This is a genomic window from Bradyrhizobium sp. TM102, assembly GCF_009176685.1.
GTDB lineage: Bacteria > Pseudomonadota > Alphaproteobacteria > Rhizobiales > Xanthobacteraceae > Bradyrhizobium > Bradyrhizobium ottawaense.
In genome coordinates this window covers 5,324,244-5,339,929 of the sequence record NZ_AP021855.1, presented here as the reverse complement: position 1 = coordinate 5,339,929, position 15,686 = coordinate 5,324,244, and the positions used below count along the sequence as shown (strand labels likewise).

Annotated in this window: 13 protein-coding genes; 11 read left to right on the top strand and 2 right to left on the bottom strand. The window is 63.2% G+C overall.

Annotated elements, in window-relative coordinates; all coding sequences use genetic code 11:
- Window positions 1-13: 13 nt before the first annotated feature.
- Genes GDN70_RS25575 through GDN70_RS25550 form a run of 6 tightly spaced genes read left to right on the top strand, consistent with a single transcriptional unit; the run spans window position 14 to window position 6,090 of the window.
- Window positions 14-1,078, top strand: a complete 1,065-nt coding sequence (locus tag GDN70_RS25575) for a branched-chain amino acid ABC transporter permease (protein ID WP_028142505.1) — start codon at window positions 14-16, stop codon at window positions 1,076-1,078.
- Window positions 1,078-1,794 carry an ABC transporter ATP-binding protein gene (locus GDN70_RS25570; protein ID WP_028142506.1) on the top strand — a complete coding sequence of 239 codons (717 nt, stop codon included), beginning with the start codon at window positions 1,078-1,080 and terminating at the stop codon, window positions 1,792-1,794. The genes GDN70_RS25575 and GDN70_RS25570 overlap by 1 nt, the downstream gene beginning before the upstream one ends.
- A complete protein-coding gene (locus tag GDN70_RS25565) occupies window positions 1,787-2,515 on the top strand; it encodes an ABC transporter ATP-binding protein (RefSeq protein ID WP_038947972.1) in 729 nt (242 codons plus the stop codon). Before GDN70_RS25570 ends, GDN70_RS25565 begins: the two co-directional genes overlap by 8 nt.
- 31 nt (window positions 2,516-2,546) lie before the next feature.
- Complete coding sequence (locus GDN70_RS25560) at window positions 2,547-3,536, top strand: acetamidase/formamidase family protein (protein ID WP_028142508.1); 990 nt, start codon at window positions 2,547-2,549, stop codon at window positions 3,534-3,536.
- 16 nt (window positions 3,537-3,552) lie between these two features.
- On the top strand, window positions 3,553-5,292 hold the full coding sequence (locus GDN70_RS25555; protein WP_152103189.1) for a nitrilase-related carbon-nitrogen hydrolase: 1,740 nt from the start codon (window positions 3,553-3,555) through the stop codon (window positions 5,290-5,292).
- A 36-nt stretch (window positions 5,293-5,328) separates the two neighbouring features.
- Entirely contained in the window at window positions 5,329-6,090 is a 762-nt protein-coding gene (locus GDN70_RS25550; RefSeq protein WP_152103188.1) for an SDR family NAD(P)-dependent oxidoreductase, read from the top strand.
- 112 nt (window positions 6,091-6,202) lie between these two features.
- Here GDN70_RS25550 and GDN70_RS25545 read toward each other — a convergent pair whose 3' ends face one another.
- Both GDN70_RS25545 and GDN70_RS25540 read right to left on the bottom strand, forming a co-directional pair.
- The gene (locus tag GDN70_RS25545) at window positions 6,203-6,625 is read right to left on the bottom strand and encodes a hypothetical protein (RefSeq protein WP_028142511.1); all 423 of its coding nucleotides are present in this window, start codon (window positions 6,623-6,625) and stop codon (window positions 6,203-6,205) included.
- Between the two features lie 205 nt (window positions 6,626-6,830).
- Window positions 6,831-7,076 (bottom strand): hypothetical protein, encoded by a 246-nt coding sequence (locus tag GDN70_RS25540; protein WP_028142512.1) that lies wholly within the window; start codon window positions 7,074-7,076, stop codon window positions 6,831-6,833.
- A 496-nt stretch (window positions 7,077-7,572) separates the two neighbouring features.
- Here GDN70_RS25540 and GDN70_RS25535 point away from each other — a divergent pair, with 496 nt between their 5' ends.
- The 5 genes from GDN70_RS25535 (at window position 7,573) to GDN70_RS25515 (ending at window position 15,452) form a co-directional block, all read left to right on the top strand.
- A complete protein-coding gene (locus GDN70_RS25535; protein WP_028142513.1) occupies window positions 7,573-8,253 on the top strand; it encodes a response regulator transcription factor in 681 nt (226 codons plus the stop codon).
- 56 nt (window positions 8,254-8,309) lie between these two features.
- On the top strand, window positions 8,310-9,776 hold the full coding sequence (locus GDN70_RS25530; protein ID WP_152103187.1) for a HAMP domain-containing sensor histidine kinase: 1,467 nt from the start codon (window positions 8,310-8,312) through the stop codon (window positions 9,774-9,776).
- Window positions 9,777-9,869: 93 nt separating this feature from the next.
- Entirely contained in the window at window positions 9,870-10,862 is a 993-nt protein-coding gene (rpoH, locus tag GDN70_RS25525) for an RNA polymerase sigma factor RpoH (RefSeq protein WP_152103186.1), read from the top strand.
- Between the two features lie 139 nt (window positions 10,863-11,001).
- On the top strand, window positions 11,002-14,184 hold the full coding sequence (locus GDN70_RS25520) for an efflux RND transporter permease subunit (RefSeq protein WP_152103185.1): 3,183 nt from the start codon (window positions 11,002-11,004) through the stop codon (window positions 14,182-14,184).
- Complete coding sequence (locus tag GDN70_RS25515; protein ID WP_152103184.1) at window positions 14,181-15,452, top strand: efflux RND transporter periplasmic adaptor subunit; 1,272 nt, start codon at window positions 14,181-14,183, stop codon at window positions 15,450-15,452. The genes GDN70_RS25520 and GDN70_RS25515 overlap by 4 nt, the downstream gene beginning before the upstream one ends.
- The last annotated feature ends 234 nt before the right edge of the window (window positions 15,453-15,686 follow it).

The following is a 15,686-nucleotide window of genomic DNA, read 5'->3' as shown; positions in this document are numbered from 1 at the left end:
GGGGGATGGCGTCGTGACCGGTTTTCTGTCGTTGTTTCGCCGTCTCGAAGGACCGCAGACCGTCGGTCGCGGTCCGGCCTTCTGGGGCCTGTTCGCCGTCGTGCTCGCCGTCGCACTGGCGTATCCGCTGGTGAGCGACGGCTACACCGTCGGCAACACCGTTTACTTCTTCGTCTGGGTGTTCATCGCTCTCAGCCTGTGCCTGATCTGGGGGTATGGCGGCTCGCTGTCGTTTGGCCAGACCGCCTTTTTCGGGATTGCGGGCTACGGCTATGGCATCCTCACCATCAATTTCGGCTCGGCCTACGGCTTCACGCTGGTGGCGCTGGTGGTAGCCGTCGCGATCGCTGCGCTGTTCGCGATCCTGCTCGGCTATTTCATGTTCTTCGGCCGCATCGCCGGTGTCTTCCTCGGCATCGTTACGCTCGCCGTGACGTTGATGCTGGAGCGATTCATGGCCCAGACCGCAGGGCCGGAGTGGCGTATCGGCAGTGCGCGACTGAACGGCTTCAACGGCATGAGCGCGATGCCGCCTTTGACCATCCCTTGGCCGGGTGAGCCGATCGTGCTGTTCGCGGATGTCGGCCTCTATTACTTCGTGCTCGGTCTTCTGATCTTCGTCTATCTGGGCCTGCGCATTCTGATGAACTCGTCGTTCGGCAACGTCATTGTCGCCATCCGGGAGAACCCGGAACGGGCGGAGATGCTCGGCTACGACGTCCGCAAATACCAGCTCATCACCTTCGTCATCGGTGCGGCGCTCGCAGGGCTTTCCGGCGTGCTCTACACGGTGTGGGGACAGTACATCACGCCCTCGAGCATGGGCATGACGGCGGCGGCGTTGCCGCTGATCTGGGTCGCCGTCGGGGGCCGCAGCGATCTGACGTCGACCGTGATCGGCACGCTGATGGTGCTGGCCGCGTTCCAGGCGCTCACGATCTATGGCAGCCAATATGCGCTGGTCTTCATGGGCGTGTTGCTGGTGCTCACGGTGCTGATCGCCCCGAACGGCCTCGTGCTCGGTGCGATGAACTGGCTCGGCAAGCTCGCCGCCCGCCTGACGCAGAGGGCCGGCTGATGTCGCTGCTCGAATTGCGCAAGCTGAACAAGCATTTCGGCGGGTTGCATGTCACCAACGCGGTCGACCTCACGCTTCAGACCGGCGAAATCCATTGCCTGATCGGCCCGAACGGCGCCGGCAAGAGTACGCTGTTCCGTCTGATTCTGGGTGAGCATCATCCCGGCAGCGGCGAAATTCTCTTCGCCGGGGAGAACATCACCTCTCTGAAATCCTTTGCGCGAATTCATCGCGGCCTCTCGGTCAAGTTCCAGGTGCCCGGCGTATTCAAGGGTCTGTCGGTCCGCCAGAACCTCGAGATCGCACTTCAGATCCGTCATCGCGGCGCCGAGCTCGAAGCGGAGATCGACCGGCTGCTCGCCTTCCTCGGGCTCGGGTCCGAGCAGGCCCAGACGGCCGGCAATCTCAGCCATGGCCAGAAGCAATGGCTCGAGATCGGCATGGCGATCAGCCTGAAGCCGCGCCTGTTGCTGCTGGACGAGCCGACGGCCGGCATGTCGCCGGAGGAAACCCATCTGACCGGAGAGATGGTGCAGCGGCTCAATGCGGACGGCATGACGGTGCTCGCGATCGAGCACGACATGGCCTTTGTCCGCCAGGTCGCCCAGCGTGTCACGGTGCTGCATCTCGGCCAGGTCTTCGCGCAGGGCTCGATCGACGAGATCGTGGCGGATGAGCGCGTGGCGGCGATTTATCTGGGGCAGGCCCATGCTTGATGTGCCGCGCAAGGAGGTCATCCTCTCGACGCTGGCCTTGCGCGCCGGCTATGGCGGCAAGCCCGTGCTCCAGGGCCTCGAGATCGAGGTACGCGAAGGCGAGATCGTCGCCGTCATCGGGCGCAATGGCGTCGGCAAATCCACGCTGATGAAGAGCCTGATCGGCCTCGTGCCGGCGATGAGCGGCTCGGTCGTCTATCGCGGCGAAGCGGTGGAATCGCTGCCGGCGCACAAGCGGGCGCGCCTCGGCATGGGCTATGTGCCGCAGGGACGCGACGTATTTCCACGACTGACCGTCGGCGAGAACGTCGCGGTCGGCGCCGCGATCAAGGGCGGCGGCATTCCCGAAGCGGGCCGACGCAGGATCGTCGCGGCGTTTCCGATCCTCGCCGAACGCTGGCACCAGCGCGCCGGCACCATGTCCGGCGGCCAGCAGCAGCAACTCGCGATAGGACGAGTCTTGATCGCGAACCCCAATCTCATCCTGCTCGATGAACCGTCGGAAGGTATCCAGCCCAACATCGTCCAGGATATCGCGCGCAACATGGTCGAGCTCAACCGCAGCACGGGCGTGACCATCATTCTGGTCGAGCAGAACCTCGACATGATCCGCGCCATGGCGCAGCGCTGCTACGTCATGGACAAGGGCCGCATCGTCGCAAATCTCGATCGCGCAGCGCTCGACGACGAAGCGGAGATGCGGCGCCATCTCGCCGTTTGAACGCTGCCCTACGACAGAAGGAGAAAAGAAAATGTCCTGGCACAAAGATTCGATCATGGCTCGCAAGGGCGTGGCCAAGGGAGAGCGCGGCACCTCGTATACGATCACCGAAAGCGAGCAGGGCAAGTATCACTATGTCTACGGCCCCTACGTGAATCCGGTGCTGACCGTGGATCCTGGAGCGGTCGTCTCCGCCGAGACCCACGACGCCTTCGAGGGCGCCATCAAGCACGAAACCGACAGCCCGTCGAAGATTCTCAATTTTCCGTTCCTCAATCCGCAGAATGGACCGATCCACGTCAACGGCGCCGAGAAGGGCGACACGCTCGCGGTCTATATCGAGAGCATCGTGCCGCGCGGGCCGCAGCCGTGCGGCACCACCGTGGTCATGCCGGACTTCGGCGGCCTCGTCAGCACGGGGCAGACCGCGCTGCTCAACCCGGCGCTGCCAGAGCGGGTCAAGAAGCTGGAGATCGACGCCAAGACCGGCACCAAATGGAACGACAAGATCACGTTGCCCTACGAGCCTTTCATCGGCACGATCGGAACGTCGCCGGAGATCGAGGCGATCTCCTCGCTCGTCCCCGATTATTACGGAGGCAACATGGACCTGCCGGACGTCGGCGTCGGCGCCATCGTCTATCTGCCGGTCAACACCAAGGGCGCGCTGCTCTATCTCGGAGACTGCCACGCCGCGCAGGGGGACGGCGAACTCTGCGGCGTCGCGATCGAGCATCCGACCGTGACCACGGTCCAGGTCGATCTCATCAAAGGCTGGACGATCGCCTGGCCACGGCTCGAGACCAAGGATTTCATCATGACCATCGGCTCGGCCCGGCCGATGGAGGATGCCGCGCGCATTGCCTATCGCGAGCTGTGCCGCTGGATGGCGGCGGACTACGGTTTCGAGGAGATCGACGCCTACATGCTGTTGACCCAGGCCGGCCGGGTGCGTCTCGGCAACATGGTCGATCCGAAATACACGCTCGGCGCCTCCATCAAGAAATCCTATTTGCGCTAACGGGGGGATGTCGATCATGCCGTCCGTGCACAAGGTCGCCACTGTCCAGTTCGAGCCGACAATGTTCGAGAAGGAGCGCAACATCGCGCGCCTGCTCGAACTCTGCGAACAGGCAGCGGCGGCCGGCGCGAAGCTCATCGTCACGCCGGAAATGGGAACCACGGGCTATTGCTGGTTCAACCGGGCCGAGGTTCGGCCCTTTGTCGAGAAGGTTCCGGGGCCGACCACCGACCGCTTCGCGGCGCTGGCACGCAAGTACGACTGCTACCTCGTGGTCGGCATGCCCGAAGTCGACGAGGACTACATCTACTTCAACTCGGCCGTCTTGATCGGGCCTGATGGCATCGTCGGCCGCCATCGCAAGACCCATCCCTATATCTCGGAGCCGAAATGGGCGGCGGCGGGCGACCTGCACAACCAGGTCTTCGATACGCCGATCGGACGGATTGCACTCCTCATTTGCATGGACATCCATTTTGTGGAAACCGCACGGCTGATGGCGCTGGGGGGCGCGGATGTCATCTGCCATATCTCCAACTGGCTCGCGGAGCGAACGCCGGCGCCTTACTGGATCAGCCGAGCCTTCGAGAACGGTTGTTACGTGATCGAGAGTAACCGCTGGGGGCTGGAGCGCACCGTCCAGTTCAGCGGTGGGAGCTGCGTGATCGCGCCGGATGGCGAGGTGGTCACGGTCCTCGACAAGGGCGACGGGTTCGCTCTGGCCGAGATCGATCTCGACATGGCTCGTGCGCGCCGCGTGCTCGGTGAGCCGGTCTTCGTTCAGCGTCGGCCCGAGCTGTATCCGGAGTTGCTGACCGATACCTTTAGCTGGAATCCGCGCGCGTTCTTCGGGCTCTATGGTCACGAGCCCTGGCCTGACGGAATGCGCTCGCGCGTCAGCGTGGCCCAATTCGCACCTGGTGACAGCATTTCAGGAAATCTCGAGGCGATCGCGAATCTTGCCCGCCGGGCCAAGGCCGACGGTGCCAATCTCGTGGTATTCCCGGAACTCGCGGTCACCGGCCTGGCAGGTTCGGCGAAATCGGCCCAGCCGATACCGGGACCTGCCACGGACAGTCTGCACGCGCTCGCTGCGCAGCTCGAGATCTACATCGTTTGTGGAATAGCCGAACGCTCGGGCGATGCCGTTTACAACAGCGCCTGCCTGTTCACGCCGGATGGAAGGATCACGCGTTATCGCAAGACGCATTTGACGGAAGAGGAGCGGAGCTGGGCCACGGCTGGCGATGACTGGGCTGTCGTCGACACGCCTGTCGGGCGCATCGGCCTGCTGATCGGCCACGATGCGGCATTTCCGGAAGCGGGGAGGGTGCTCGCGCTTCGCGGTTGCGACGTCATCGCGTGCTGCGCAGCAGTCAAGGGCCCCTTTGGATCGCCACATGCGGGGACGGCGGTCCAGCAGTCGGCGCCGATTCCGACCGGCGCCGATCCGCATCATTGGCATCACTTCCGCGTCCGCGCCGGCGAGAACAATGTGTTTCTGGCGTTTGCCAATGTGTTCGATCCCGAACACGGCTATCCCGGCCTCAGCGGCGTCTTCGGCCCCGATACCTTCGAGTTTCCGCGCCGCGAGGCGATTGCAGCTGACGATACGGGCCTTGCCACGGCTCTGGTCGACACCACCAATCTCGACAGCGTTTATCCGACCAACGTCGTGCGCCGAAAGGATCTCGTTTCGATGCGGATGCCGCACAGCTATCGGGGATTGGTCAGGGCGGTGGCGAATAACCATTGAACGTGCGAGACTGCAGGAAAAGAAAAGGAACCGATCATGGATCTAGGACTTTCGGGCGCCAAGGTTCTCGTCACCGGCAGCACCAAGGGGATCGGTCGCGCGATCGCCGAGACCTTTGCGGCGGAGGGCGCGAATGTCGGCATTTGTGCGCGCAATCAGGCGGATGTCGACAGCACTGTTGCAGCGCTCAAGAGCAAAGGCGTGGCCGCCTTTGGTGCCTCGGTCGACGTTGCCGATGGTGCGGCGCTCAGGGCCTGGGTGGTCGACATGGCGACCAAACTGGACGGGATCGACGTCGTCGTGGCGAATGTGAGTGCGCTGGCTATCGGGCAGGACGATGAAAGCTGGGCGAGGGAATTTTCGACCGACATGATGGGCACGGTCCGGCTGGTGAATGCGGCCATGCCCTATCTCGAGAAGAGCGACGCCGGTGCGATCGTCGCCATATCGAGCGTTTCCGGGCGCGAGGTCGATTTCGCGGCCGGCCCCTACGGCACCTTCAAGGCCGCCATCATCCACTACACGCAAGGTCTCGCCAATCAGCTTGCACACAAGGGCATTCGCGCCAACACGGTCTCGCCGGGCAACACCTATTTCGAAGGCGGGGGCTGGAACACGATCAAGGACAACAATCCCGAGCTCTACAAGACGGCGCTTGCGCTCAATCCCATGGGCCGGATGGGGACCCCGCAGGAGATGGCCAACGCGGTCGTATTCCTCGCAAGTCGTGCCGCGAGCTTCATCACGGGAACGAACCTCGTCGTCGACGGTGCCCTGACGCGCGGTGTGCAGTTCTGAGGTGTCTCCGCCGCGTTGATCGCGGCGGTCGTCGCAAGGAATGTCAGGAGGCCCTCGGCCCGGATCGGCTCAGGCCAGATCCGGGCCGAAGGCAGGGGCCTGCGCTCGCAAATCAGCCGCAGCTCAGCGGCAACGGCGCGTTGGGATGCAGGTCGTACCAGTCGTAGCAGTCGGGATAGGCGCCGTAGAATCCATACGCGGACCGATAGCGACCATACTGATGCAGTGCTTGGTGACTGAGGCCTGTGCCGCGGGAGGCGATGTGATCGCCGAGACCGAGATGGCCTCCGTCAAAGCGCTGTCCGCCACCGAATGCCGCGGTCCCGCCGGGGTGGAATCCTCCGCCGAACCCGCCGGCATGGGCCATGCCGCCGAAATGCGCTCCCCCGCCAAAGCCCATATGTCCGCCGCCAAAGCCGCCGCCGCCAAAACCACCGTGGCCGCCTCCGCCACCGCCGCCGCGTGCCTCGGCCGCCCCGACGGTCAACGTCGAGGCAAGTGCCGCTGTGGCCAAAATCATCAATACTCGTTTCATGGGAGCACTCCTTTTCTATCAAGGTGCCCGGCGATCCCTGCAGTTCGCTTCAGCGTCGTGGTGTCGCCAAGCTTCGTGATGAAAGGAAGATAGGAACCGCGTTCGTCAATCCCACTAAATTCGGTTTCAGGAAGGCGAGGGCCGATCGGCAAGGTGATGCGGTCGGCCGACCGAGGTGCCCGGTCGGCCGCAAAAGCCGTAGCGATCAGAAGCTTCCGGTGCCCGGCTCACACGGGACGTTGTCGCCGGTCCACGGCGCCGTCGCAAATGCGCCAACACGCGGCGCCGGAACGCAGGCGCGACCATCCCGATAGAGGGATGCGTTCGATGCGGCCGGATTGGCTTCCATGGAGGACGGCCGCACGACGGCATGCCGTTCGCGTGCCATGACAGGTCCTCCCAGCATGGCGACTGCGATCAATCCGGTCGACAAGAGCTTGAGGGTAGACATTGTGGCTTCTCCTTTGATGACAGCAGGCAGACCAAGCCGGCTCCCCAAGGAGGTGCGGACGATCGCGACCCAACAAAATGCACGAATTGCTCACCGGAGTTCAACGGCCCGTGATCGCTATTCGCATGGCGGCGACGATCGTGCGAATCCGCAATGTTCGCCGCAGAATCCCATCCTTGCGCGTAACGACGGACCCATCGAGAACATATCTATGGTGCATCGCGAGTCCCGGACGGAGATGGGAGATGACCACGACCACAGCACACCTTTCTGCTCGCGCATCGTCGCTGGCCGGCCTCCCAGGCTTCCTGAATTGCAATTTAGTGGTGTTCCATCCTGAGCCGGACTATGTCCCCGCAGGGCGAGCGGTTCATCGCATGCAGGCTCAGCACGGCGCCTTCGGGCGCAATGGGCGTGGAATATGACGACAAGAGCCGCCGAACCCATGCTTCGTCGCCGCAGGCCGAAGCGCCTCCCAGGAGGTGGGACCGGGACAATGACGCGGATTCTTCTGATCGAGGACGACGCCGAGACCGCCGAGTCGGTCATCGCCGAGCTTGCGGATCGTGGCTTCGAGGTTCAGTGGTCGCCCGATGGCATCGATGGTCTCGATCGGGCGCGCTCGTCATGTCCAGATGCCTTGATCGTCGATCGCATGCTGCCCGGAATGGATGGGCTGACCGTCATCGAGGCGTTGCGCAAGGACGAGGTCGGAACGCCCGTCCTGGTGCTGAGCGCTCTCGGCGCGGTCGATGACCGGGTGCGCGGCTTGCGCATGGGAGGAGACGACTATCTCACCAAGCCGTTCGCGCTCATCGAGCTCGTCGCTCGCGTAGAGGCATTGCTGCGCCGTCCGACCGACAGTCGAGAAACCACACTGCGCGCCGGGCCGCTGGAGCTCGACCTGATCGACCGGACCGCGCGGCGCGGCGAGCGTGAGATCGATCTGCTGCCGCGCGAGTTCCGCCTGCTCGAATACATGATGCGTCGCAGCGACCAGCTGTTGACGCGTGCGATGCTGCTCGAGGAGGTTTGGAACTATAAATTCGTTCCTGCAACCACGAACCTGATCGACGTGCATATGGGCCGGCTCCGTCACAAGGTCGACGGCCCCGGGGAGATGCAACTCATCCATAACGTTCGAGGATCGGGATTCCTGCTGCGCGTGCGCCAATAGCTGCGGCGGTCACTCCCGAAATCGCGCAGCATGCACGACTATCGAGCGTCGAACCGATGCGCCAGTTCCACTTTATTCGTTCGAACACGTTTCTCTGGGCCTTGGCGGTGGCGGCGGCCTTTGCGCTGTTCGTGGTCGGGCTGTTCGCGTTCATCTATTGGAAGATCGATGACTATCTGATCGTCCGGTCGGATCGGATGATCACGACGCAGATCGACTTCCTGGCCAGGCTGCCTTCGGCCCGCCGTGTCAACGCGATCACCGATCACCTCGAACAGGACTCCAGGGGCGTGCAGTACGCGGGACTGTTCGACGTCGCCGGAGCCCGGCTTGCCGGCAACATCCAGCGCGTGCCGCAGGAGCTCGAGCTCGACGGGGTGGTGCAGGGGGTGCGGCTCGATCGCATCACGCAATCGACTGACCACGATCCGGTTGTCAGGGCGGCGGCCAGGCGCCTGGAGGGCGGAGCCATCCTGGTCATGGGGAGAAATGTCGATGAGACGCGCGAGATATCGAGTGTCGTGGGGCAGGCTCTCGCGCTCGGCCTGCTGCCGGCATTTTGCCTCTGCCTGCTGGCCGGAGCGTGCTTGAGCATCCGTGCCCAGAGGCGCGTGGAGGAAGTGAACCAGCGGGTCCGACGGATCGTGGCCGGTGATCTGCGCGAGCGTTTACCACAGGACAATGTGGATGATCCGTTCGCGCGGCTGGCCGGCATCGTCAATGGGATGCTCGACGAAATGGAGACGATGATCAACGCCCTGACTGGCGTCGGTAACGACATTGCTCATGATCTCAGGACACCGCTCACCCGTGCCCGGCTGGCGCTGGAGAGAGGCCGCACGCACGCGGCCACGCTGGAGCAACTCCATGAGGTCGTCGACAAGGCGGTCGCCGGGATCGATCAGTCGCTCGCAATCGTCACCGCGTTGCTGCGTTTGGCTGAGATCGAGAACAACCGCCGGATGGCCGGTTTCGGCGATGTCGCGCTCGACGAGATCCTGCGCGAGGTCTGCGACGTCTACGAGCCCATTGCCGAAGACAAGAACGTCGCGCTTGGCGTCGCCATCGATCGCAAGGTGCAGGTATGGGGCGATCGCGACCTGCTATTCGAGACGGTCGCCAATCTCGTGGACAATGCCGTCAAGTTCACGCCCGCGGGCGGAATGGTCAGGCTCGAGCTGGTGTCGACCGACAAGACCGCGTTCGTGCGCGTGAGCGATACCGGGCTTGGCATCAACGAGCAGGAACGTGAGGCCGTGCTGCGGCGCTTCTATCGTTCCGACAAGATGCGCCACACGCCCGGGGTAGGACTGGGACTGAGCCTGGTGGCTGCCATCGTCAAGCTTCACGGTTTCAGGCTGATCATTTACCCGCCCCCCGGAGGGAGGGTCGAGATCCTTGTCTCGACAGGAGCAAAGGGACCGCGCCCCAGCACCTCGAGATCGCGCGTCACGCGAGGCTTGACCGGACGTAACGTCGGCGGTGATGCGTGGCTCGCGAACGGGGAAAGTCGAGATGCCTGAAAACGAATTCAGGATTCTCAAGTCCAATTTAGTGGCAGCTCCGCGCGAAGGCCTCCTACGCTGACTCGCCAAGTTCGAGCGCGGGAGCAGTGGATGCAAACTCGTCGCGTGATCGTGAGAACCAAGACCTCGACGTTCGGCCGAACTCCGTCGGCGAGCGCGGTCAATGCCTACGCAGCAGCCATCAGGCGGTATGATCTGCTGCAGCCTGATCAGGAGCAGCGGCTGGCACGTCGTTGGCAGGAAACGCGGGATCCTGACGCCGCCAACGTGCTCGTCACCAGTCACCTCCGCCTCGCAGCAAGGTTGGCGCGAGGTTACAGGGGTTATGGCCTTCCGCTGGCTGATCTCATTGCTGAAGCAAATCTCGGGCTCGTGATCGCGGCCTCCCGTTTCGAGGCCGATCGCGGCGCGCGGTTTTCCAGCTATGCAGTGTGGTGGGTCAAAGCAACCATTCACGAGTACATCCTGCGGTCCTGGTCGCTGGTCCGCATCGGTACGACGACGGCCCAGAGGAAGCTGTTCTTCAGGCTCCGCAGCGAGATGAGGAGAGCGACAGGCGGTGAGATGGCGGGCCTCACGCTGGAGGCTGCCAGGATGATTGCCGGGAGGCTCGACGTTGCGACGCGCGACGTGATCGAGATGGACTCCCGCTTGAACGGCGACCTCTCGCTGAATGCGCGCGTTGGATGCGACGAGGAGGGAGCCGAGTGGCAGAGCTTGCTGGTTGACGATGCAATCGACGCCGAGACGGTCATCGCCGAGCAGGAACAGACAGAGCGTCGCACCAACGCGTTGCGCCTGGCACTCGATGTCCTTACGGAGCGCGAGCGGCGCGTGTTGGAGGCGAGGCGGCTGGCTGAGCACCCCCGCACGCTCGAACAGCTTGGTCGTGAACTCTCCATCTCGAGCGAGCGGGTCCGGCAGATCGAGATCTGCGCATTCGCAAGGGTCAGACGGGCCGCGGTACTGGCGGCGCAGAATGCGGCGTGCGCTTTCGAATCGCGCGGACGCGTATCTCCCGCGCCGCGTGATTATTCTCGTGGCGTTACGGAATCCGCACCGGAAGAACTCACGTCTCTCTGAGCGATCGAGAACCGGTGATGGACGCGGCCGAGCGCAGTCGTTCCGGCAAGACGTCCTGAATTAGTTTTCATTTGAACGGATGCCGGCTCGTCATCATCTGTTCGAAGTTAGGCGCAATCGTCTTCAGGCGGAAGTCATCATGGGAATTGTTCGATTTGCGCTGCGGTTTCCGCATACGTTCTACGTGCTTGCGGCGCTGATCCTGTTTCTCGGCGGCATCGCGATTTGGTCGATGCCGACGGACGTCTTTCCCGAGATCCGCATTCCCGTCGTCACCGTCATCTGGAGTTACACCGGCCTCTCCACTCCGGAGATGGAGCAGCGTGTCAGCACGTACAGCCAGTATTCGATCAGCGCCAATGTCAGCGGCATCAAGAACATCGAGGCGCAGACGCTCAACGGCTTGTCGGTTCAGAAGATCTACTTCCAGCCGGACGTCAATCTCGATCTCGCGATCTCGCAGATCGTCTCGGCGACGAACGCCATCCGCGCCTTGATGCCGCCGGGTATTCAGCCGCCGGTCATCGTGCAGTTCAATGCCTCGAGCGTGCCGGTGCTGCAGCTCAGCCTCGAGTCCGACAAGCTGAACGAACAGCAATTATACGATTTCGGCATCTACCGGATCCGGCAGCAGCTGGCTCCTGTCCCCGGGGTGACGCTGCCAACGCCTGCGGGCGGCAAGTATCGTCAGATCATGGTCGACATCGATCCGAACAAGCTGCTGTCGCGCGGACTGACGCCGCTCGACATCGTCAATGCAGTGAATACCCAGAACCTGACGCTGCCGACAGGCACGGCGAAGATCGGCGACACCCAGTACACCGTCCGAACCAATGCGACACCGGCCTCGATCAAGGATCTCAATATGATCCCGGTCAAGTTCGCGAATGGCGCCACGATCCTGCTGAAAGATGTTGCCCAGGTCCGCGATGGATCACAGGTGCAGCAGAACATCGTGCGCGAGGACGGCCATCGTTCGGTCCTGCTCAGCGTGATCAAGAACGGCAACGCTTCGACACTTGCGGTCGTCAACGGTGTCAAGCAAGCCTTGAAGTCGATTCGGGCCTCGGCACCTGCCGGGCTGAAGATCAATGAGCTGTTCGATCAATCTGTCTTCGTCACCCATTCGGTCGACGGCGTGCTGCGGGAAGGCGCGATCGCGGCGGGCCTCACGGCGCTGATGATCCTGGTGTTTCTCGGATCGTGGCGGTCGACGCTCGTCGTCCTGATCTCGATCCCGCTCGCGATGCTGTCCTCGCTCGTTGTTCTGCATTTTCTGGGAGAGACCCTCAACACGATGACGCTGGGGGGACTCGCGCTTGCGGTCGGCATACTGGTCGACGATTCGACGGTGACGATCGAGAACACGCATCGGCTCTGGACGGAGGAGGGGATGCCGCTGTCGGACGCAACGCTGCATGGCGCAGCCGAAATCGCGGTGCCGACGCTCGTCTCTACGCTCGCGATCAGTTGCGTGTTCACTTCGGTGGTGTTCCTGCAGGGACCGGCCAAGTACCTCTTCACTCCGCTCGGTCTGGCGGTGGTGTTCGCGATGCTGGCGTCATACGGGCTGTCGCGGACGCTTACACCGATCACGATCGGTCTGCTGCTGAAGGGCGAGCGGCGCCATTCCAAGGACGAGAGTCCGTCCGGGATTTTCGCGAGGGCCTCCACCATGTTCGAGCGTGGATTTGAGCGGCTGCGCGACGGCTATTCCGATCTCCTGATGGTTTTACTTCGGCGCCGGAGCATCGTCCCGGTGGTGGCCGCGCTGATGCTGGCTCTCGGGGGCGTCATGTTCATCTACGTCGGCAGGGACTTCTACCCCTTGATCGACGGTGGTCAGATCCAGCTCCATGTTCGCGCACCCGCCGGCACCCGCATTGAGCACACGGAGGCGATCTTCCAGGCGGTCGAGGACAAGATCCGCGAAGTCATTCCGGACAAGGACCGGGCACTGATCGTCGACAATATCGGACTGCCGGCGCGCCCCTATAATCTGGCATTCACCGACGGTTCGACGATAGGGGTGAACGACGGCACCATCCTCGTGTCGCTCAAGGACGGACACAGGCCGACCGCGGATTATGTCAAGAAGTTGCGCCAGGTGCTGCCATCCGCATTTCCCGAGGATCTGTTCTATTTTCAGGCGGCCGACATCGTCACGCAGATCCTGAACTTCGGCCTGCCGGCGCAGATCGACGTCCGGACGGCCGGCTACGGCGCCAACAATCTGGCGGTCGCAAAGCAGGCGCAGAAGAGCCTGGCGGCAGTTCCCGGGATCGTCGATGCGCATCTTCAGCAGGAGGTCGACGCTCCCGCATTCTACGCTGACATAGACCGCACCCGCGCTGCGCAGCTCGGGCTCAATGCCAGCACGGTTGCGACAAACATCAATGTCAGCCTCAGCTCGTCCGCCCAGGTCTCGCCCAATTTCTGGACCGATCCGACGTCAGGCATCCCGTACTATCTGGCTGTGCAGACCCCCGAATACAGGGCCAATTCGCTCAACGCTTTGGGTAACACACCGGTTTCGGCCTCGCTTGCTGCAAGCGGGCAGACAGTCCCGGGCCTGCTCAGCAACGTCGCAACGTTCAAGCGGGGCACCGTGCCCACCAATTTGAACCAGGCCAATGTCCAGCCGGTGTTCGACGTCTATGCGAGCGTCCAGGGCCGCGATCTCGGCAGCGTCGCAGCCGATATCGACAGGGTGACCGCGACGCTGCAGAAGCAGCTCCAGCCCGGCAATTCGATCCAGGTCCTGGGCCAGATCCAGAGCATGCATCAGTCGTTTCGCGATCTCGGGATCGGGCTGCTGTTTGCTGCCATCCTGGTCTATTTGTTGATGGTCGTGAACTACCAGAACTTCGGCGATCCCTTCGTCGTCATCCTGGCGCTGCCGGCAACCTTCTGCGGTATCGTGACGATGTTGTTCATCACGGGAACGACATTGAACGTGCCTTCGCTGATGGGCGCGATCATGGCGGTCGGGGTTGCGTCCGCCAATTCGATCCTGCTCGTGACCTTCGCGCGTGACGAGCAGCTGAAGGGGCAATCGGCCCTCCAGGCTGCGTTGAGCGCGGGTCGCACGCGAATCCGTCCGGTCCTGATGACGGCCGCCGCGATGATCGTGGGCATGATCCCGATGGCGATCGGAGGCCCGGGCGAGGAGCAGAACGCGGCGCTCGCGCGTGCCGTTATTGGTGGGCTGCTGTTTGCAACGCCGACGACATTGCTGATCGTGCCCTATCTCTTCGCCATGCTGCGCAAGCGCAACGATGGCAGGCCTCATCACGGCGTATTCGAGGAGATACCGAAATGAGCGATGTTGGCGCGCGGACCAATGATGACGACGCAAGGGACCGATCTGATGCGGAGAGCTGCCGGATCGTGGAATTGCCCGGAAGGGGCGGGCGGCCGCAGCGCCGCTACGGCGGCGTGTTGCTCGGAGGTGGTGTGCTCCTGCTGCTCGCAGGCGGTCTTGGTATCGGCGGCTGGCGGCACTATCAGGCCGCGCGCGACGTCGCTGCAGTGACAGAGAAGAGCAGGACCGCCGTTCCGGAGGTTCGGGTGGCCACGGTTCGACCCAGCAGCGACATCATGAAGGTCACCTTGCCTGCGACGACGACGGCATTCGAGGCGGCAAATATTTTCGCGCGGGCCAGCGGCTATATCGAGAAGCGTTACGTGGATATCGGCGATCGGGTGAAGAAGGGCGACCTTCTGGTGGAGATCACCGCGCCGGAGCTCGACCAGCAGATCGCGCAGGCCCAGGCGACGCTGGCGCAGAACCATGCCTCGCTGCAGCAGGCGCAGGCGAGCCGGGAGCTTGCCGACGTCACCAATGCGCGGGATGGCAATCTGGTCAAGCAGGGCTGGCTGACGGCACAGCAGGGTGACAACGACCGTCTCACACTGCGTGCCCAGCAGGCGGCCGTGAATGTGGCCCAATCGAATATCACGGCGCAGGAAGCGCAGATTCGCGTTCTTCAGCAGGAGAAGGCGTACCAGCGCGTGGTGGCGCCGTTCGACGGCGTGATCACGCAGCGTAATGTGGACAATGGCAGCCTGGTACAGGCCGGATCGACCTTCATGTTCACGCTGATGCATGCCAACGTGATCCGAACGCAGGTGTTCGTTCCACAGGACGAGGCCTTCGGAGTCGCGCCGGGCGTTGATGCCGAGATCCGCGTCCCCGAGATTCCGGACCGGACGTTTCCGGGCAAAGTTACGCGCATCGCAACCGCGTTGCAGCCGGGAAGCCGAACGCTGCTGACCGAGATCGACGTCCCGAATCCGGATGGAGCCTTAAGTCCCGGCATCTATTGCACGGTCGAGCTGTCGATCCCGCGCAAGACCCCATCGATGACGGTTTCGTCCGATGCGCTGGTCTTCGATCAAAACGGACTTCACGTCGTGGTGGTGCGGAATGGCACCGTTCATCTGCAGAAGGTGTCGATCGCGCGGGATTTCGGTACGTCGGTCGAAGTCCGCGACGGCGTGCAGCCTGGCGAGCAGGTCGTGCTCAATCCGGCGATCAATCTGGCGGAGGGCAGCAAGGTCGCCATTCGCAAGCAGGACGCAAGCTAGGGGCACGGGCATGATCCGGATCGTACCCGCCGCGCTGATTGTCCTGCAGCTGGGCTGTTGTCCCAGCGACGCCCAGGTGGCAACGACCGGGAGCACGGCAATGAGTCTTCCAACCGTGCCGGGGGCTGTCGTCATCTCGCCGCTCAACAGCCCTGGCCCGTTTTCCGCAACGACCGAGCCCGGCGCACCCGATACGACGCTGGCGCCGGTTCCGCTCGCCTCTAATCCGACGAC